Below are 19,892 nucleotides of genomic sequence, written 5' to 3'. Positions count from 1 at the left end.
AAAACAGACCTTGACAATAGTTTTTATAAACTAAATTGTACTACTCAACTACTTACTTGTAGGGATAAAACATGCTCTTATCTCTACTACAAATAAAAAAGGAATTTGATAGTTGCTATCAAATTCCTTTTTGTTTTTGTCCAAATTCTAAAAATAGGAGGTTTCTACCAACTAATTTTCTCTTTATTTAAAAATGCTCCAATTCCCTTTTTGCAATCTTCGGTCATTCTTGCTTTGGCATTAAGCTCGGCAGCGTAGCGAAGCGCATCTGGAATGGTCTTTTCTTGTACATCTAAAATAGCTTGCTTGGTAAGAGCCATCGCCTCTTCAGAGTTAGTCTCACAAAGATTCTGACAGAAACCTAAAACAGTTTGTTCTAACTCTTCTGCTTCTACAATTTCAGTAACGATACCATACTGTTCTGCTTTTTCGGCTTTGATAAGATCCCCAGAAATGAGTAAATGTCTAGCACGAGCTTCTCCAATTTTGCGAATCAAGAAGTACATCACAATCGCAGGAACAAAACCAATCTTTACTTCTGTATAACCATATTTTGCTCTAGGAACAGAAAAAACAAAATCACACACCGAAACCAAACCACATCCCCCAGCAAGTGCATGTCCTTGTACTTGTGCAACAGTTGGCTTAGAGAGCATATAAATCTGTTCGTACAAATCTTTCAAAGAAGACGAATCACCCAAATTTTCTTGATAAGAGTTAGTTTGAAGAGTCTGTAAATATCCTAAATCTGCGCCTGCACAAAAAACATCTCCCTCTGCCTTCAAAACCACAACTTTTACATCTTTATCATTTTCAGCTTTTGAAAAACTATCTTTTAATTCTTCTACTAACTGGTCACTAAAAGCATTTCGTTTTTCTGGACGATTAAGTGTAATAAAAGCTACTCGGTTTTTGACTTCGTATTTAGTGTACATTTTTGAGTGTTGTGTTATTTTTGATGCGTTAAACTTGAAAAATCAAAGATAAAATGAATTTATATTTAATCAAAAATGAGCATTTGGCTTAGAATTTATTTTCTACATACTCTTTCTACCAAACTGCATCATAATTGTTTGACTATCGATAATGATAAACGTAGCAGAATCATTACAAATAGAGCTGAACATGACATTTTTTAGCTTTCTATCTTGCCCCTGTCTTTCATACAAATAAATTTTAGCCCCTTCTTCTCTAGTTTCTCCATTGTCTAAAAATACTATCTCTGGCTTAATTTCATATTCATATATTTTACTCAAAACATCGTTTACGTATTGTTCTACCTTTGTATCATCTTTGAAAATATAAGATAAAGTCGTATTACTACTTTCTGGTGTAGAGTAACCCGAGCTTAGTCTTGTACGATGAAAAGTATAAACCCAATCGTATTTTCCTATGATATATTCTTTGACTGTATCAATTTGACTTGTCATTCCTTCATCACAATCTAAAAAAAGAGTTTTTTCGTGTGCTTTTTCCACTTCATTTTTTGAACAAGAGAAAAAAAAATAGACAACATGCTGATACACAAACATTTTAAAATTAGATTAGATAATTTCATTTTCATTGATTAAATTTTAAACAAAAAATCTTCTTAAAGTACAACAAAGCTATATAAAAATAGCATATCATTGACCTTTAAGAAGATTAAATATTACTAATTAACTTTTAGCATAAAATTATTTTAAGCCATTTCTAAGTTATCTTGTGTTACAACTTCCTTATTCTCATTATCATCATCAGCTTCATCCTTCTCTACTTTCAAGTTATCAATAATAAACTCTTGCCTTTCTCTTGTATTTTTACCCATATAATAGGTAAGTAAATCAGAAATAGAAGTAGATTTATTCAAAATAACAGGTTGAAGTTTCATGTTTTCATCAATGAATTGTCCAAACTCATCTGGTGAAATTTCTCCCAGTCCTTTGAAGCGTGTAATTTCGGCTTGTTTACCTAACTTTTGCATAGCAGATAGTTTTTCTTCTTCCGAATAACAATAAATTGTCTCTTTCTTATTTCTAACTCTAAACAAAGGCGTTTCCAAAATATGTAAATGTCCTTTTTTTACTAAATCTGGAAAGAAATGTAAGAAGAAAGTCATCATCAAAAGACGAATATGCATTCCATCTACATCAGCATCTGTCGCCAAAACAATTCTATTGAATCGCAACCCTTCTAATCCGTCTTCAATATTTAGGGCATGAAAAAGCAGGTTAAATTCTTCATTTTCATAAACTACTTTTTTCGTCTGACTAAAACAGTTTAGAGGCTTTCCACGAAGTGAAAAAACAGCTTGTGTCTGTACGTCTCTAGCTTTTGTCAGACTTCCACTTGCAGAATCTCCCTCCGTAATGAAAATAGTTGTTTGTCTTTTTATTTCCTCGTCTCCTTTTTTATCATCGAAATGAACACGACAGTCACGCAATTTTTTGTTGTGCAGACTTGCTTTTTTTGCTCTTTCGTTCGCAATTTTTTTGATACCAGAAATTTCTTTGCGCTCTCTTTCCGACTGCAAAATACGCTTCAAAATTGCATCTGCTACATCCGAATTTTTATGTAAAAAGTTATCTAATTCTCTACGTAAAAAATCATTTACAAAATGGCGTACACTTGCTGAATTTGAATCAGGAGAAATATTTTGAGAACCTAATTTCGTTTTAGTTTGTGATTCAAAAACTGGTTCTTGAACTTTAATAGCAATCGCACCAGCAATAGACTGACGAATATCGGCAGCATCAAAGTTTTTACCATAGAAATCACGAATCGTCTTGACAATCGCCTCTCTGAAAGCTGCCAAGTGTGTTCCCCCTTGTGTGGTATACTGTCCGTTTACGAAAGAATAATAATCTTCTCCATAATCGTTGGTATGACTAAAAGCAACTTCAATATCTTCTCCTTTTAAATGAATAATTGGATAACGGAGCGATTCTTCATTTACTTTTCTCATCAAAAGGTCGTAAAGCCCTTTATCAGAGTGGTAATTTCTACCATTGTAGTTTATTGTCAGACCAGCATTTAAGAAAGCATAATTCCAAATCTGTTCTTCCAAATATTCTGGAATAAAACGGTAATTCTTGAAAATAGAATTGTCTGGTTCAAAAACTACGTAAGTTCCGTTTTTTGCATTTTCGTCTTGAATAGGAACATCGTTTTTCAAAACTCCTTTATCAAACTCAGCTAATTTTGCCTGTCCGTCACGGACAGATTTAATACTAAAATGGGTAGAAAGTGCATTGACAGCTTTCGTACCAACACCATTCAAACCTACAGATTTTTTAAAGGCTTCTGAATCGTATTTTGCTCCTGTATTAATTTTGGAAACACAATCGATAACTTTTCCGAGAGGAATACCACGTCCATAATCACGCACAGAGACTCTATGGTCTTCTATTTTGATTTCGATGCGCTTTCCATGTCCCATCACAAACTCATCGATACAGTTATCGACAACTTCTTTTACCAGTACATAAATTCCATCATCTTGCGCCGAACCATCTCCTAGCTTTCCAATATACATACCTGGACGTAATCGTATGTGTTCACGCCAGTCTAGTGAGCGTATGCTATCTTCATTATAGGTAGAATTTCCAGAAGAAGTATTTTGAGCCATATTTATATAAATTTCTATATTTTACCTTTATCTTATTTACATCAAATAAGCTACAAAGATGCTTATTTTTTTAAAAAATCAGATGCAGTAGTAGAATATTTTCAACTACCTTACAAAAATGCTAATTTATTTAGCAAAATCCAAATTTACACTCACTTTAAAGGATAAATTATTATCTCCATCTATTTAAAATTCACAAATATATTTTCTAATTCATCAAAGTCCATGAAAAGAATGTATTTTTGTGTTTTGATTAAAATATTACTAACTATTTGCTATAATAGACTGCTCTATCATTTGATGAAAAATACGTTTCTTTTTTATATAAAGTTTATTTGTTCACTTTTTCTTCTCTCTTCTTTATTTTCCTGTGCAGGATATCAAAACAATATTCTTTTTCGCACAGGAGAAGATTTTGATAACACAGCTTTCGACAAAGTAACAGCAGAAGCAGAACAAAATTATCGTTTAGCTCCCTTCGACTACATTACCATTCAAGTGTTCACTAACGATGGTGAAATTATGATTGACCCTACAGGCGAATTTGGTGAAGAAGTAACAGAAGGAGCAGGACAAATTTCTCGTAATCAAAACCAATTTGAATCAGACATTTCTGGTATTCCTACAGATATGAGCAGCAACATAGGTCTTGCTGGTAACAGGATGGATGGGTTTCTACGTAGATATTTGGTACAAGAAACAGGTGTTGCTGTACTTCCTATGGTAGGAAAAGTAAATTTAGCTGGACTTACACTCTATCAAGCTGATAGTCTGTTAGCAAAAAAATTTAGCACGTTTTATGAAGAACCTTATGTTATTACTAGGTATATCAATAAACGAGTAATGGTAATGGGAGCAATGGGTAACAAAATCATTACTCTTACCAATGAAAATATGACTCTATTAGAAGTGCTTACATTAGCTGGCGATTTTGATAATAATACGAGAGCAAATAAGATACGCCTCATTCGCAACGCCAGTACAGGCAATCCTGTGATGAAAAATATTGACTTAAGTACATGGCAAGGGTTGAAAAATGCAGAATTGATTATTCAACCCAACGACGTTGTCTATATAGAACCTCGTCGTAGAATAGGCTCAGAGTTTTTAGCAGACTTTGCACAAGTAGCTTCTGCCATTGGAAGCTCTGTAACTCTTATTCTGACAGTACTTTTATTACAAGATAGATTTAATAATCCTTAACATAGTATTATAATTTAGTAATATAAAAGAATTGAAAGTATTATTATCCTATTTAAAAATATAGATGAGCGACTTCGAAGAAAATCCATTTATCAACCCAGCACAAGCAGCAGAAGCTGAAGAAGATAATTTTTTAGCCGATTTTGATGTCTCCAAACTCATTAGAGTTTTTAGAAAAAATCTAGTGTATATTATCTTACTTTTATTTATTAGTATAGGAGTTTCTTGGATTGTATTGCGTTATACTAAGCGTGTTTATAAATCATCTTCTACATTAAAATTAGAGATGAAGGGAACATCTGAACTTCTAGGTAAAGGTATTTTTGCAAGTGATGAGAACACAACCAACTTTTTAGTTGGAGAAATAGAACTCATTTTATCTCGCTCAGTGTATGAAGAGGTAGTGGATGCCCTAGATTTAGATGTCAGTTACTTTGTAAAAGGTCGTTGGTGGTTCAATTACTTTGAGCGTTTTCAAGACAGTCCTTTTGAAGTTACACAGTATGAGGTTTATGATAACTCATTTTATAATCGTCCGTTGAGTGTACAGATTATAGATGAAGAAGAATTTGTCTTGACATACGAAACACAAACTGGAGAAAGCTTTAGCAAAATATATAAGTTCAATACACGTGTTAAAAATCAATACTTTACGCTTATTGTTTCTCCCACCAATACTTTTGATAGGTTAAGGTCTCCTAATGATAACTATTTTTTTACTTTAAACAGTTATGAGTATCAAATAAACTATATTGCTTCTTCTCTTACAGCAAATGTATTAAATCCAAAGGCTTATACTATACAAGTATCATTTACAGATAACAACCCTTATAAAGCTGCGATTATTACTAATAAAGCAGTAGATATATATTTTGAAAAAACACTAGAAAATAAAAATAAGGTATATAAACAAACCATCAATTACCTAGAAGAACAAGTTAAGATTGTACAAGATAGCCTAGAAAAGGTTGAAAAGAGAATAGACGATTATAGACAAGAAAATGGTATTGCTAATCAAGACCCCAATGAATACCAAGCTCTTATACAAAATATATTAGACGATATTAAAGCTCTACAAGAAGAAAAGTTAGAGATGGACAATGAGGTAAAACTATATAGAGAAATTTCTACACTCTTAGAAAACGACTCTACATTACTTGTAGCTCTTACTTACTCTTCAATACTAAAAAGCTCTGACTTAAAAAATAAGCTAGAAGAAGTATATGATGAAGTAAAAGAAAAGAAACTTATGCTTGAAAGAGTTACTAAAAAAACAGCAGCCTATCAGCAAAAAGAAAGAAAAATAGAGTTACTCAAGAAAGAAATAGAAAAAACAATCACTCTAAACCAACGTATTCTTTACGAAAAACTTAGCGAAATTGCTATCAATATATATAAACTACAAAGTTCTATTCCTTCCTCAGCTAACGCTATAGATTTAGAACTCAAAAAAATGATGCGCTATCAAGATTCCTATCAAAATAATTATAGTATTTTACTAGGAACATCAATAGAGACAAATATCACAATGGCAGGAACAGTAACCAACTATCAACGCCTTGCCAAAGCTATTCCAAGCACTACTCCTATTTATCCAGAACCTCAAATGTTCTACATTTATGGTTTAGCAGTTTGGCTTGCTCTTTCTGTTCTACTAATAGGTTTGAATTATATCCGACAAAACAAAGTGGACTCATTGGCAGAGCTTGAAAAACTATCTTCTGTTCCAATTTTGGGAATGATTCCTAAGTATAAAAAACAAATGGACTATTCACAACTGGTTATTCATAGAGAACCTAAATCTGCCATCAGTGAATCATTCCGTTCGGTACGTACAAATCTAGATTTTATGGGTAATATTTCCCACGATTCTGTGATTTCTGTTACTTCAACAACAAGTGGAGAAGGAAAAACTTTTATTGCTGTCAATTTAGGTGGAATTATTGCTCTATCACAAACTAAGGTAGTCTTATTAGACCTAGACCTTCGTAAACCAAAAGTACACTTGGCATTTGGAGTGGAAAATACTAGAGGAATGAGTACATTATTGATAGGAAAAACATCTATCGATGAGGCTATCAACCATAGTGATATTCCTAATTTTGATTTCATTACGGCAGGAGCTCAACCTCCAAACCCATCTGAACTTATTATGAGTGATAGATTTAAGGAACTACTCCAAGAGCTAAAACAACGTTACGATGTTATCATATTCGATATGCCTCCTGTTGGACTTGTTACAGATGGTATTATAGCAATGCGTCTTTCTGACTTACCTATTTATGTAGTACGTACAGAATATTCTCATCGTTCTTATGTCAGAGGTATAAATCGTCTTTATCAAGTACAAAACTTTAAAAAATTATCTATTATACTCAATGCAGCAACCAAAAGTACCGCAGGATATGGGTACGGATATGGGTATGGATATGGGTATGGATATGGGTATGGGTATGGATATTACGATGATGAAGATGAGACTATTCCTTTCAATGAGAGAGTGAAAAAATGGTGGAAAAAAACAAAACGAAAATTAAGCAGAAAATAAAATGATTTCATTATTTAGAAGAAAAGCAAAATCGTACGGCAATGTGCTACCAATTACAGTGGATATGCACTCACATCTTTTACCTGGAATAGATGATGGTTGTAAGTCTTTTGACGAATCTATTGCCCTTATAAAAGAGTTAATAGAATTAGGGTACAAAAAACTCATCTGCACACCTCATATTATGGGTGATTTTTACAGAAATACTCCTGAAATAATACTTGGTAAACTAGACCAGCTCACAGACATCATCAATCAGCTAGGACTAGATATAGAACTGGGAGCTGCAGCAGAATACTATTTAGATGAATCTTTTGTAGAACGCATAGACAATGCTGAAGAGCTTCTATGTTTTGGGAAAGAAAAATATGTTCTTTTTGAAACATCTTATATGAATGCTTCACCTCATACAGAGAATGTAATCTTTATGTTACAATCTTTGGGATATACTCCTGTTTTGGCACACCCAGAGCGTTATGTATATCTTTTTGAAAACTATAACGAACAGCTTCATAAGCTACATTCAAAAGGTGTTTTATTTCAAATAAACATAAACTCTTTGTCTGGTTATTACTCTCGCCCTTCGAAAAAAATTGCTGAATATCTGATTGATGAAGAATTAGTAAGTTTCTTAGGTACAGATATGCACGGAGAACGCCACTTCAAATCACTTGTAAAAAGTAGAGAAACTAATCATTATAAAAAAGCTCTTTCTCAGGAACTTCTCAACAACAAGTTATTAGAAGAATAATATATACCAATTTACCAACTTTCTCTATTTATTCTATTGACTGCAAAGGAATTGACTTTATTGCCTTTGCAGATAGTTGATGCTTTATGTATCTTTGCAAAAAATTACTTCTTTTCTTTAAGAAATTCCTATCTAAAGACTTATTTCATACAATTATTTATAAAAAAACAGAATTTACTTCATATGAGTGAAAATATCATTACCATCGAAAACGGCAATCTAAATGTACCCAACACTCCCACACTTCCTTTTATTGAAGGCGATGGCATTGGTCCTGATATTTGGAAAGCCTCTCAAGCTGTCTTTGATGCTGCTGTGGAGAAAGCATACGGTGGAGAAAGAAAAATAAACTGGAAAGAAGTGTTGGCTGGCGAAAAGGCATTCAATGAAACAGGAAATTGGCTTCCTTCTGAAACCCTAGAGGCATTTAAAAAATATTTAGTAGGTATCAAAGGTCCTCTCACTACTCCTGTTGGTGGTGGTATTCGTTCGCTCAATGTAGCTCTTCGTCAAGAATTAGACTTGTATGCTTGTTTGCGACCTGTACGTTATTTCAATGGTGTTCCTTCTCCAGTAAAACATCCAGAACGTACCAATATGGTTATTTTCCGTGAAAACACAGAAGATATTTATGCAGGAATTGAATATATGGCAGGAACAGCAGAAGCAGATAAAGTAAAAAAATTCTTGAAAGAGGAAATGAAGGTAAGCAAAATCCGTTTTCCTGAAACTTCATCTATCGGAATTAAGCCAGTATCAGAAGAAGGTACAAAACGTCTTGTTCGTGCTGCTATCAAATACGCAATCGCTCAAAATCTTCCTTCAGTAACACTTGTTCATAAAGGAAATATTATGAAATTTACAGAAGGAGCATTCAAAAACTGGGGATACGAACTTGCAGAACAGGAATTTAGAGATAAAGTATATACGTGGCAACAGTATGACCGTACAGCAGAAGCAAAAGGAACAGATGCTGCCAATGCAGAACAAAAAGCTGCCTTAGATAGTGGAAAAATATTGATAAAAGACTCTATTGCTGATGCTTTCTTACAACAAATTTTGCTTCGTCCTGCTGAATATTCAGTAGTAGCAACTCTCAACCTCAATGGCGACTACATTTCTGATGCGTTGGCTGCCATTGTTGGTGGTATTGGTATTGCTCCTGGGGCAAATATCAACTATGTAGAAGGTGCTGCTATCTTTGAAGCAACTCACGGAACAGCTCCAAAATATGCTGGTTTAGACAAAGTAAATCCGTCTTCTGTAATTCTTTCTGGTGTGATGATGTTTGAATATATGGGATGGCAAGAAGCTGCTGACCTTATAACTAAAGGACTAGAAGGAGCGATTGAATCTAAAAGAGTTACTTATGATTTTGAAAGACTGATGGAAGGAGCAACACTTGTTTCTTGTTCTGGCTTTGGTGAAGAAATCATCAAAAATATGTAATCTCATACACTATTTTTTATTCAGAAATTAAATTCAAGATTTTCAATTCTCAATTTTGAGACAATTTCTGTAACTTTATAGCGATACATTTTTTAATTCATAAAATGTATCGCTATTTTGTTAAGGCTTTTTTCTCTCAAAAGAATACTGAATTATCGTGATTTGGAATAGTTGTATTCGTTAATCACTTATCATTAATCACTAATTACTAAGTTTTATGCGTTTTTCATTTTTAAATAGTCTTGCTTGCACACTATTAATTTGTCTTTTTTCCTGTAACTCTTCTACTAAAGAAACTACTCAAACAGATGCAGACTCCCTAACAGCCGTAGAAAGTACAACTTCTTCTACCACAGAAAATACGAGTACAGAAACAACTGTTGAGTTTTCTCCTGAAGATGCCAACAAGGAAGGTGGTTTTTTCAATGTCTCTTTAGGAGATGCAAAATCTAGTGTAAAGACCAACCTTGCAGACAACGGTCTTTCTATGGACAAAGACAACGGCGTAACCTACATTATGGCAGGAAATACAGAAAATAATATTAGCATTGATTTAAAGGGAGGCACTTCTGGAGAGTTTCCTATTGGTAGTGCAGACGAACGCTCTGCAAATGTAAGTATTTCCCTTACGACTACCTCTGGTTCTATGGGCGCATCGCTGGCAAAAGGAACAGTAACTATTACAGAACTAGACGAAGAAAAAGGAACAGCCACAGGAAGTTTTTCGGGCAGTACAGATGACGGAAAAGATGCTTCTGGAGAGTTTAAACTGACATTAAAAAAGATGTAAACATCATCTTAAAGTTAGTACAAAGCTAAAAAGACTTCTATTTTATTGTAGAAGTCTTTTTTTTAAAACTACTGGCTTATTTCGGAAATTGCATCGTAAGACAATGCAGAGAGCCGTGCTGACGGATAATAGGAAGGCAGTTGATACCAATAATTTCTCGGTTTGGAAATACTTTTTGGATTTGAGAAAGAGCCAAATCATCTAACTTTTCATTTTGATAGGTTGGGACTAAAACAGCATTATTGATAATCAAAAAATTGGCATACGTAGCAGGCAAACGTCGGTTATCCTCTTCGTGATAGGCAGCAGGTGCAAAAGGTAAAGGGATGAGTTTATAGGAATTGTTATCTATAGTTTTTAGATTTTGTAGTTCCTCTTCCATTTTTTTCAACGATTCATAATGAGAATCTGTCTTGTCTGCTGGAGGAGCAACGTAACAAATCGTATTATTAGGACACAAGCGAGCCAATGTATCAATATGTGCATCCGTATCATCTCCTTCCAATGCGCCATTTTCCAACCATAAAATATGTTTTGCTCCAAAATACCCTTTTACCTTTTCTTCTATTTCTTCTCTTGAAAAACTAGGATTACGCTCTTTTGAAAGCAGACATTCAGAGGTGGTTAGGATAGTTCCTTTTCCATCAGATTCTATTGAACCACCTTCTAAAACAAAATCAACCACCTCAACTTTGCCTTTCAAATAGTTTTTATTTTTTAAATTTTGAGTAATCTTGTTGTCTTTTCCTGCTTCAAATTTATTTCCCCAGCCGTTGAATGTAAAATCTAAATGGATTTTTTCTGTCTTTTCTTCGTCATTTTCAAAAACTGTTATTGCGCCGTGGTCTCTTGCCCAAGTATCGTTTGAATCTATCTCTGCAAAAGTAATTCGGTCTAACTGTGTCTTATCTAAATTTTTAAAATGCTTTTCTGTTTCAGCCTTATCTTGACACACCAACAAAACCTTCTCAAAACGTGTGATTTGAGCGATAATTTCTACAAAAACAGGAATAACAAGTTCTAAATCATCTTTCCAATCAGAAGCTGCGTGAGGAAAAGTTAGCTGAACAAACGATTGTTCTTCCCATTCGGCAGGAAGACGGCGAGATATTTTTGGGGTATCAGACATAATCTAGGATAATTCTTAGAAATCAATAATGTTAAAAAAAATCAAATTCAAGTTTTCTTTACAGTAAAAATAGGGGAAGAGCTTTTATTTCTTCGTCATAGTTGCAAATCAAATCACAAAATTTATTTATCATCAAATTTAATAGAGTGCTGGACATGAACAGATATTTGCTATTCTGTGAGTCACAGAACAGGGAAAAATACTGTTAGTTGATGTTTTCAACAACTTTTTATCTTGTGTCCAATCCTCTACAAATTTAACTATTTCAAACTATGACACATTCTAAAACCATCACTTTTTTCATTTTATTTTTTCTTATTTCTTTTTCTGCTTTCTCACAAGATGATATTTCAGAAACTACTGATAAAAACCACAAAGAAATAAACACCACTGAACCAAAAACGATTTTTGGTAAAAACTCTACACAACGCAGTGGCTTTTTTATGGCTTGGGATACAAAAGCTACTCGTCTTGTTGGAGAGCCAGCCATCCTCACAGGAGGCAGAGTAGGTTGGAATATCAATGGAATTATGAATATTGGATTTATGGGACAAGGACTTGCGCCAACCGTACAGAAAACAATTTCTACTGATTTAATAGAAAATCAAAAAGCACGTTTATTGATGGGTTATGGAGGGATTACCTTAGAGCCTGTTATTGGTTCTCGTTTGCCTATTCATGTTACTTTTCCGACTACCATTGGTGCAGGTTGGGTAGGTTATGTAAAAGATTGGAAATATGAAAGAGCATACACCAACCACGAAGATGATTTGCTAGATGACGAAATTTTCTTTGTGCTTGAACCAAGTGCTATGGTAGAGATGAACTTGACAAAGATTTTACGTGTTTCAATGGGAGGAAGCTATCGCTTTACAGATGATGTCAAACTTTTAGGAACTGAAAAAAATGATTTAGAAGGATTTACATTTCAGTTTTCTGTGAAATTAGGAAGATTCTAAATGTGTATATCTTATAAATTAATCTTAAACAATAAACAGTTTCAAAAAATAAATAAGACCTCTTGATTATTCAAGAGGTCTTATTTTTATTTACACTGGCTTTAAAAAACGCATATATTTCTGTGTATCTTTTTTGAAAATAAATTAAACAATTAGTATATTTGTACTGTTGATAAGATATAAATAATAATGATGGATAGCTCAAGGAGAGATTATATCCATCATTATTATATTACAAGACATTAAAGATTCATTGTTTTCCTGATTGAATAGAAAAAGGCTCTTACATTTTGTAAGAGTCTTTTTGTGTTTTTACCTATTCAAAACCACCTTTACCGTATTTGTTCCAACAGCACCATCTTGCAGCGAACGAATATAAATTTTACAGATATACATTCCATTTTTGACATGTTCGCCTTCGTTGCCTCTACCATTCCAAGAAAGCGTTGAAAAACTCCCTTGATTATCTATAAAGTTCTGACGAATTGTTCTAACTGCTCTCCCCACAACATCATAAACAACCATCACTACCTCAATATCATCGCCTTTGCGTGTATGTGTAACATCAAAATTTACGCTGCTCCAAAAAGGATTTGGATAAGGTGTAATTTCAGTGAGTTCAATAGGTTTGTTTTCTACATAAAAATCAACTTCAATCGTAGTAGGATTAGAGTAGTTGTCCCAAACAGTAAAAGAAAGTGTGTGTTGTCCTACACTCAAATCTTCTAACGGAAAAGTAATTGTTCCTTTCGTATAACTTCCTTCGTCGTAAGTAAAATAGTCATTCAGAATAAACGTTTGAGAGGCTTCTCCATCCACAACAGCCGTTATTTCTCTTCCCACACCATATCCACTCAAATTAATTCCACTTTCATCACTCACTTCTGCCAACAAAACTGTATTTGAAGGAACTTTCGCACCAGAAACAAAAGTCTTGTCTTCTATCCAAATTTGCGCCGTTGGTGGTGTGTTGTCTGTGGGAGCATTATTGTTGCTTGCTCCAATCTGAATCCCATAAAAACCATTAGCATCTCTGTTTTGGGTTTCGTGCTGTGCATACATAGTTACTCTTCCTGCTGCTAAATTGTAATTTATGTCTTTAGAAACTACAAAGGTAATTTCAAATTTTCCTTGATTGATTGTAGCCTTTCCTTTGTACAAAACATTTTGCCAAGCATTGTAAAACATCGGTCTTGACTCATCGCCATACGTTCTAAGCTCGGCTGGTTTATCATAAATTACTACATCTAAAATTCCTGTAAAATCTGCACTTAAAGTGTTGTTATTTACAATTTCGCCTGTCAATGTAACTTTATCTAGTGCTTTTATAGATTCTGTTACTGTTCCATTTGCCTTTACCTCGGTAATGACAGCTTCTTCTTTTGGATAATTTAGGCGCAAAGCTGGGTCGCCCAAAAGCGTAAAATTTCGATTGAGTTTTGCAAGACTTTCATTTTTTGTCTTTCTAATAATATCTCCCAAACGAGGCATTTCTCCGTTGGGTAAACGTTTAAAAACATTACTATAAAATGCTTTTGCCAACACAAAATTTGTTGAAGCTGTTACAGGGCGTGTAGTGGTTACGAGCGCAATTCCTCCTCCGTCTTCATTTGTCATGAGACGCTCTCCAGCAGAAATAACATCTGGATTGTCGTAACGTCCAAACTCACAGGTTGCCGTAACAAATAAAGGCAAATTATCTAAATTTTTCCAATTAGAAATAGAAGCCAAATCTACCACAGCTTCTGTTGCTAAACTAGACTCCGAACCGTGTCCCATATAATTTACAATCAAAGAACCTTCATTTACATTCTGACTTAGCTTTTCACGTACTTTGAAAGAAAATTTTCCATTCGAAGTAGAAATTTGAGGAAAAGCATCAATGTATAGTTTTTCTGCTTGATAACCTTTATAGCTTTCAATAATTTCTATCATCTCTTCAGAATCTCTCATGTGAATATTATTGTCTCCATCGTCTGCTACAAAAACTACTTTATTTCGCCACTTTCCCAATGTTTGAGGAAGAGAATAACCTATAATTTTATCTACTACTTGGCTCGCTTGTGTAGCACTTCTGACAGGAATACGACCAATTCCAATATCTAAATCTTCTGTTTGAGTATTTGTTTCTTCTCCCCAAATTCCCTCATTATCTTCTAAAAGACCAAAAAAGTCTTCTGATGAAAATGTTTCGACAGGTTCTAAGGATTCCCTAGATTGATAAACAGGTACAAAATTATTATTTGATGAAATTCTATCTTTATAATCGTAGCTTGTATCTCCAAAAAGCAGCAAATAACGCAACTTATCACTATCATTTTTATATAAAAAACGAACGAAGTCACGAATAGCAGAAATATCTTGCTTTCCAGATGAAAATTCATTCCAAATCTGGTCAACAGTTACTACCAAAACTTCCAAATTATCATTTTCATTATGGAAGGCTGCCAATTTTTGAGCAGCATCTATAAAATCAGTATGCGTTACGATGACAAAATCTGGAGTAGGCAGCGCATGCAAATTTTGATTCGCTAAAGGCGTAATTTCCAAAGGTACAGGTAAGTCTGTATTTGTGTCAAAGGCTATTAGTTCATTTAGTGTATTACCTGTTCGAACTGTAAAAGCATTTAGATTGGATGTATTTTGTGGAATTTCTTGAATAGCAAATACATCTGTAATATTCCAAACACGCATAGAAGCAGGTTGTTGAGAAAACTCAAAACTACTCACTTCATTTTGAATAGAAGCTACAGAACGAAAATGTGTATTCTGTTTATAAAAAGATAAATTTCTTGTATAGGATAAAGTCAAATAATCTAAATGTCCGAAAGCTGTGTTATCTGTCTTGTTGTAAGCAACTGTTACAGGAAGTGTGCTAGACGAAGAGCTAATATTCGATTGGAAAGTAGAAGTAGTAATATCTCCTTTTTTAGAATAAGTAGAAATTATAGAAGCAGCAATCGGAAGAGTGCCAATATTTTGTCCAGCTATTGAAACTGTGTATTCACTCGGACGAGAAGAATACGCCATCGCAGAAGCACGCAATAACACAGGACGAGAAGTAACCAAACCTTCTCCCTCAAAATTGATAGTTGCTTCAGTTACAAAATCAAAACGCTCTCCAAACCACATCCTGCCCGAACCTCCACCACCAGAGTTTCTCAAATCGCCAATAATGTTTACTTCGTCTAGTTCGTGATGAGCTATTTCATCGTAGGTAGTAATTTTTGTTCCTCCATTCAAACTTTCAGCTGTTTGGATTCGCTTTCCTGCTTGGTTTCCCACTTTCAAATAGTAATAATTAAAATCATCATACAGATTTTTTTCAAAACTAAATTTTAGTGCATCATTACTTTGCTCATCGTATTGATAACTGTCTGCTGCTTGGGCATAAAACAAAATATAGTCTCCTTGATTGAATGTGCCATCTCCTCCAAGTTCTAAAAAAATAGCATTTTCCCTTAGGTCTGAAATTCTATCAACTGCATTTGCTTGTGGCAACATTCCACCACCGTTTCCAAAAAGTTGAATATTATTTGGATTGATAGTAGAAGGATTTAAACCTGCTTCTTGGAGGGCTTGAAAAGTAATTTTATGAATACCATTTTGTTCTATTTTTAGCTTCAAAATTTGTCCATCTGCAAGCACCGAGTTTTGAGCAGAAGTTATTGGAATGATAGAGAACAATAATAAAACAAGGGTAGAATATTGGATAAGCTTGGATGTATATTTTAAATTATGAAAATTCATAAGATATATTTTTTATTTGGAATCGCTGGTATTTTTCTTTAAAAACAGTTGATTATCAATGGTTTGATACATTATACAGTCTGTAAAGATACCACTTTTTGCACTATTTTTTTCTTAAATTCTTTAAAAGGTAGCTTTCTTAAGTAGAGTAAAAATTATCTTTTTCATAAAACTAAAACCAAAATCAGCACCCAAAAGTTAGAGAAGGCAACACAAACAAATTGTGTAACTTTTTAAACTACCTTTTTATGAAAAATTTTCTCTCTCTTGTCTTACTTTTTTCCTTCTTAGGCTTTTCATCTGCTGTTTTTGCCCAATCTGATAAAATTGATTTAAAAGAAATCAACAAAAACCGTCTTGCATTCGAAAAAAAGTCTATGTACGTTTTGGGAGGCTGGTCAGTGGCTAACTTTACCTACAATGGAGCAGTACTGCTAGGTGGTGTAAAAAATGGAGAAGCTAAATACTTCTATCAGTCTAATATTTATTGGAATACTATAAATTTTGCACTGGCAGGAGGAGGGCTTTTATTTGGCAAACGGAATACAGCTTTGAATTATTCTCAAACGCTCAAAGCCTATCATTCTACACAAAAAGTTCTTCTATTCAATGCAGGCATTGATGTAGGATACATAATGACAGGTTTGTATTTGAGAGAACGAGCCAAAACCAGAACAGATATAAAAACTACGAATCAATTTCTAGGTTATGGAAAATCTTTGATTGTGCAGGGAGGTTTCTTATTATTGTTTGATGCAAGCACATATTTATTGAGTAAAAGACAGTCTGACCGTCTATATGACATTCCTGTTTCATTAGCTCTTGCTCCTAATCATTTACAGTTTACGTATAGATTTTAGAAAAGCAAAAAACCAACTCTCTAAAGATTTAGAAAGTTGGTTTATATATTTTGAAAAAATGAAATACTGATTATTCTTCTTCGCTTGAATCAGCGTTGTCAGCTTTCTTTTCTTCTACTTTTTCTTCGCTTGTAGCCTCAGCAGTTGCTGTTTGTGCAGTGTCCTCAGAAGATTTTTTCTTCTTACGACGACCACGACGAGTACGTCCACTAGAGCTTGCTTTGTCTTGTAGCATAAGTTCGTTGTAATCTACAAGTTCGATAAAACAAACATCAGCGTTATCACCCAAACGAGGCAAACTAAGTTTGATAATGCGTGTGTATCCACCTGGACGCTCACCCACTTTACGAGCTACTTCATTGAAAAGCTCTTTGGTAGCTTCTTTATTTTGAAGGTAAGAGAAAACAACACGTTGGTCGTTTTGAGTTCCACCCTTCGCACGAGTAATCAAAGGTTCTACATATTTGCGTAATGCTTTCGCTTTAGCAGTAGTTGTTTGAATACGTTTGTGTAATATGAGAGAAGCAGCCATATTAGAGAGCATCGCCTTACGGTGAGACGATGTACGCCCTAAATGATTGAATTTTTTTCCGTGTCTCATTTTCGTATAAGTTTGGACAAGTTTTGAGTTAAAGAAAAACTATAAAATCAAACCTTGCCTAGAGTTCTGTATTAAGTACCAGTAATAGAACAGAGCTTTAAATAATATTCTAATACAGCTTAGAAAAAAGATTAGTCTTCGTCTAATTTGTATTTGCTTATGTCTAAACCAAAAGTAAGTCCCAAATCAGATACAAGTTGTTCCAATTCAGTAAGTGATTTCTTACCAAAATTACGGAATTTCATCATATCAGAAATTTCCAAACTTACAAGGTCGCCAAGTGTACGAATGTTTGCTGCTTTAAGACAGTTGTAAGCACGAACAGACAAATCCATTTCTGAAAGAGCTGTTTTGAGTTGCTTACGCATTCTTACAAACTCTTCATCTACTTCCTCCTCTTGTTGTGTCTCCAAATAATCAAGCGTAATGTTTTGGTCTGAAATAAGAGCCAAATGACGCATAAGTAAGTGAGCTGCACTTTTAAGAGCATCTTCTGGGTGGATAGAACCATCCGTCTGAATATCAATTATGAGTTTCTCATAATCTGTTTTTTGCTCAACACGAGTATTTTCGATGCTATATGTTACATTTTTGATAGGTGTATAGATAGCATCTATTGGAATGTAGCTAGAAGAATTTTCTGCTTGACGATTTTCCTCAGCAGGAACGTATCCACGTCCTTTGTCTAAGAAAAGTTCAAGTTCAAGTTCTACTGATTCGTCCATGTGACAGATTACCAATTCTGGATTCAATACCTCAAATTCGCTAGTAGCATCTGCAATATCTTTTCCTGTTAGCTCTGACTTTCCAGAAAGCTGAATGCTTATTTTCTGGCTAGATTCGTCTTCTACTACTTTTTTAAGACGCAACATCTTTAAGTTCAAAATGATTTCGCTTACATCTTCTACAACGCCTTCAACGGTAGAAAACTCATGTAAAACTGAACCCATTTTGATACCGATGATTGCATATCCTTCTAAAGAAGAAAGTAATACACGACGAAGTGCATTACCAACAGTTACACCATAACCGGGTTCTAATGGTTTGAATTCGAAAATACCGTGAAAATCATCGGCTTTCTCCATTACCACTTTGTCGGGCATTTGAAATGCTAATACTGCCATAGAACTTACTGTATATTTTGAAGTGTTTTTTTAAAGAATTGATAACCTATTTGTGTCCTAAAATAAATTAGGTAGGAAACAGTTTTTCAACTGTACTAAATATATCCTAAGCGAATAGAATATATAAGCTAGGATTATTTAGAGTACAATTCAACGATTAAACGTTCTTGAATGTTCTCTGGAATTTCCTCACGCTCTGGAAGCATCATAAATTTGCCTTGAAGCTCTGCATTGTCCCACTCCAACCAAGAGTAACGATTTACTCGTCCACTCAAGCTATCAGTAATTACTTGCAAAGATTTTGATTTCTCACGAACGCCAACGATATCGCCAGGGCGCAATGAGTAAGAAGCAATATTTACAATTTCTCCGTTTACGGTAATGTGCTTGTGAGAAACAAGCTGACGAGCAGCTCTACGAGTAGGAGCAATTCCTAAACGATACACTACATTATCCAAACGTGTTTCTAAGAATTTTAAAAGGTTTTCGCCTGTTGAGCCTTGCGCTCTTACTGCGTGCTTAAATACGTTCGAAAACTGACGCTCAAGTACACCGTAAGTATGTTTTGCCTTCTGCTTTTCCATAAGCTGAACTGCATAATCTGATACTTTACGACGACGACCTTTTCCGTGCTGACCCGGCGGATAAGCTTTTTTCTTAAGGGCTTTGCTTGGTCCGAAGATAGCTTCTCCGAAACGTCTTGCAATTTTTGCCGTAGGTCCTGTATAACGTGCCATACTGTTTGTATTTTTCGTTTTTACGAAAATTAAAAATAAATTCTAAAAGTAAAAACCATAGTAGATAAATTTAGAGTAATAAGTACAAAAATTTATCGGTTCTTACAGTCGTAAGCTAAACGGGGTATTCTTTTCCTTCTCTACGTTACTTATTTTTTTGATTGTTAAAATTAAGAATGATAATTACTGTCAAACTTAATTAAATCTCTTAGAACACAGACGATTAGAGAAGGTCTTTAACTAATCCGTATTCAAAAAAATAAGAGTTGCCGAGCCATTTTGATTTATTATTACATATATCCTAAAAGCACGCAACAAGGGAGAATATCACCTATCGTTTCAACTCACTATCTAACTCTTTTTACGCTAGAGCTAGTAGAAGCG

The 19,892-nt window shown here is 34.2% G+C and carries 15 protein-coding genes; 7 read left to right on the top strand and 8 right to left on the bottom strand.

Translation table 11 applies throughout. The features are described 5' to 3' along the window. Positions 1-164: 164 nt before the first annotated feature. The 3 genes from QZ659_RS11650 to QZ659_RS11640 form a co-directional block, all read right to left on the bottom strand. A complete protein-coding gene (locus QZ659_RS11650; RefSeq protein WP_291725994.1) occupies positions 165-935 on the bottom strand; it encodes an enoyl-CoA hydratase/isomerase family protein in 771 nt (256 codons plus the stop codon). 102 nt (positions 936-1,037) lie between these two features. Then, positions 1,038-1,478, bottom strand: a complete 441-nt coding sequence (locus tag QZ659_RS11645) for a hypothetical protein (protein ID WP_291725993.1) — start codon at positions 1,476-1,478, stop codon at positions 1,038-1,040. Between the two features lie 203 nt (positions 1,479-1,681). Beyond that, complete coding sequence (locus QZ659_RS11640; protein ID WP_291725992.1) at positions 1,682-3,607, bottom strand: DNA topoisomerase IV subunit B; 1,926 nt, start codon at positions 3,605-3,607, stop codon at positions 1,682-1,684. 300 nt (positions 3,608-3,907) lie between these two features. On the opposite strand from QZ659_RS11640, the gene QZ659_RS11635 reads away from it, so the two are divergent. The 5 genes from QZ659_RS11635 (at position 3,908) to QZ659_RS11615 (ending at position 10,348) form a co-directional block, all read left to right on the top strand. Further along, positions 3,908-4,810: a polysaccharide biosynthesis/export family protein gene (locus tag QZ659_RS11635; protein WP_291725991.1), complete on the top strand. Its 903-nt coding sequence runs from the start codon at positions 3,908-3,910 to the stop codon at positions 4,808-4,810. A gap of 64 nt (positions 4,811-4,874) precedes the next feature. After that, a complete protein-coding gene (locus QZ659_RS11630) occupies positions 4,875-7,358 on the top strand; it encodes a polysaccharide biosynthesis tyrosine autokinase (protein WP_291725990.1) in 2,484 nt (827 codons plus the stop codon). A 1-nt stretch (position 7,359) separates the two neighbouring features. Beyond that, positions 7,360-8,109, top strand: coding sequence for a tyrosine-protein phosphatase (locus QZ659_RS11625; protein WP_291725989.1), 750 nt, complete (start codon positions 7,360-7,362; stop codon positions 8,107-8,109). Between the two features lie 183 nt (positions 8,110-8,292). After that, entirely contained in the window at positions 8,293-9,558 is a 1,266-nt protein-coding gene (gene icd, locus QZ659_RS11620) for an NADP-dependent isocitrate dehydrogenase (RefSeq protein ID WP_291725988.1), read from the top strand. Between the two features lie 217 nt (positions 9,559-9,775). After that, positions 9,776-10,348 (top strand): hypothetical protein, encoded by a 573-nt coding sequence (locus QZ659_RS11615; RefSeq protein WP_291725987.1) that lies wholly within the window; start codon positions 9,776-9,778, stop codon positions 10,346-10,348. 76 nt (positions 10,349-10,424) lie between these two features. Here the strand turns inward: QZ659_RS11615 and QZ659_RS11610 are convergent, their stop codons facing one another. After that, positions 10,425-11,477, bottom strand: coding sequence for an agmatine deiminase family protein (locus tag QZ659_RS11610; protein WP_291725986.1), 1,053 nt, complete (start codon positions 11,475-11,477; stop codon positions 10,425-10,427). Between the two features lie 272 nt (positions 11,478-11,749). Here QZ659_RS11610 and QZ659_RS11605 point away from each other — a divergent pair, with 272 nt between their 5' ends. Continuing rightward, a complete protein-coding gene (locus tag QZ659_RS11605) occupies positions 11,750-12,436 on the top strand; it encodes a hypothetical protein (RefSeq protein WP_291725985.1) in 687 nt (228 codons plus the stop codon). 312 nt (positions 12,437-12,748) lie between these two features. Here the strand turns inward: QZ659_RS11605 and porU are convergent, their stop codons facing one another. After that, positions 12,749-16,186: a type IX secretion system sortase PorU gene (gene porU, locus QZ659_RS11600; protein ID WP_291725984.1), complete on the bottom strand. Its 3,438-nt coding sequence runs from the start codon at positions 16,184-16,186 to the stop codon at positions 12,749-12,751. A gap of 248 nt (positions 16,187-16,434) precedes the next feature. On the opposite strand from porU, the gene QZ659_RS11595 reads away from it, so the two are divergent. Continuing rightward, positions 16,435-17,046 carry a DUF6992 family protein gene (locus tag QZ659_RS11595; RefSeq protein ID WP_291725983.1) on the top strand — a complete coding sequence of 204 codons (612 nt, stop codon included), beginning with the start codon at positions 16,435-16,437 and terminating at the stop codon, positions 17,044-17,046. 70 nt (positions 17,047-17,116) lie between these two features. Here QZ659_RS11595 and rplQ read toward each other — a convergent pair whose 3' ends face one another. The 3 genes from rplQ to rpsD all read right to left on the bottom strand — a co-directional run bounded on the left by rplQ (position 17,117) and on the right by rpsD (position 19,508). Continuing rightward, positions 17,117-17,647: a 50S ribosomal protein L17 gene (gene rplQ, locus QZ659_RS11590; RefSeq protein ID WP_291725982.1), complete on the bottom strand. Its 531-nt coding sequence runs from the start codon at positions 17,645-17,647 to the stop codon at positions 17,117-17,119. A 131-nt stretch (positions 17,648-17,778) separates the two neighbouring features. After that, positions 17,779-18,771: a DNA-directed RNA polymerase subunit alpha gene (locus QZ659_RS11585; RefSeq protein WP_291725981.1), complete on the bottom strand. Its 993-nt coding sequence runs from the start codon at positions 18,769-18,771 to the stop codon at positions 17,779-17,781. A 134-nt stretch (positions 18,772-18,905) separates the two neighbouring features. Continuing rightward, on the bottom strand, positions 18,906-19,508 hold the full coding sequence (rpsD, locus tag QZ659_RS11580; protein WP_291725980.1) for a 30S ribosomal protein S4: 603 nt from the start codon (positions 19,506-19,508) through the stop codon (positions 18,906-18,908). Between the last annotated feature and the right edge of the window lie 384 nt (positions 19,509-19,892).

The sequence above is a fragment of the Bernardetia sp. genome (assembly GCF_020630935.1).
Lineage (GTDB): Bacteria > Bacteroidota > Bacteroidia > Cytophagales > Bernardetiaceae > Bernardetia.
Note: the sequence above shows the minus strand (reverse complement) of the source record. Positions and strands in the feature narration are given on the sequence as shown.

Excerpts from the sequence above, each read along its gene's own strand:
- QZ659_RS11650 (WP_291725994.1), bottom strand. The coding sequence starts at position 935 with ATGTACACTAAATACGAAGTCAAAAACCGAGTAGCTTTTATTACACTT.
- QZ659_RS11640 (WP_291725992.1), bottom strand. The coding sequence starts at position 3,607 with ATGGCTCAAAATACTTCTTCTGGAAATTCTACCTATAATGAAGATAGC.
- QZ659_RS11635 (WP_291725991.1), top strand. The coding sequence starts at position 3,908 with ATGAAAAATACGTTTCTTTTTTATATAAAGTTTATTTGTTCACTTTTT.
- QZ659_RS11630 (WP_291725990.1), top strand. The coding sequence starts at position 4,875 with ATGAGCGACTTCGAAGAAAATCCATTTATCAACCCAGCACAAGCAGCA.
- QZ659_RS11625 (WP_291725989.1), top strand. The coding sequence starts at position 7,360 with ATGATTTCATTATTTAGAAGAAAAGCAAAATCGTACGGCAATGTGCTA.
- icd (WP_291725988.1), top strand. The coding sequence starts at position 8,293 with ATGAGTGAAAATATCATTACCATCGAAAACGGCAATCTAAATGTACCC.
- QZ659_RS11615 (WP_291725987.1), top strand. The coding sequence starts at position 9,776 with ATGCGTTTTTCATTTTTAAATAGTCTTGCTTGCACACTATTAATTTGT.
- QZ659_RS11610 (WP_291725986.1), bottom strand. The coding sequence starts at position 11,477 with ATGTCTGATACCCCAAAAATATCTCGCCGTCTTCCTGCCGAATGGGAA.
- QZ659_RS11605 (WP_291725985.1), top strand. The coding sequence starts at position 11,750 with ATGACACATTCTAAAACCATCACTTTTTTCATTTTATTTTTTCTTATT.
- porU (WP_291725984.1), bottom strand. The coding sequence starts at position 16,186 with ATGAATTTTCATAATTTAAAATATACATCCAAGCTTATCCAATATTCT.
- QZ659_RS11595 (WP_291725983.1), top strand. The coding sequence starts at position 16,435 with ATGAAAAATTTTCTCTCTCTTGTCTTACTTTTTTCCTTCTTAGGCTTT.
- rplQ (WP_291725982.1), bottom strand. The coding sequence starts at position 17,647 with ATGAGACACGGAAAAAAATTCAATCATTTAGGGCGTACATCGTCTCAC.
- QZ659_RS11585 (WP_291725981.1), bottom strand. The coding sequence starts at position 18,771 with ATGGCAGTATTAGCATTTCAAATGCCCGACAAAGTGGTAATGGAGAAA.
- rpsD (WP_291725980.1), bottom strand. The coding sequence starts at position 19,508 with ATGGCACGTTATACAGGACCTACGGCAAAAATTGCAAGACGTTTCGGA.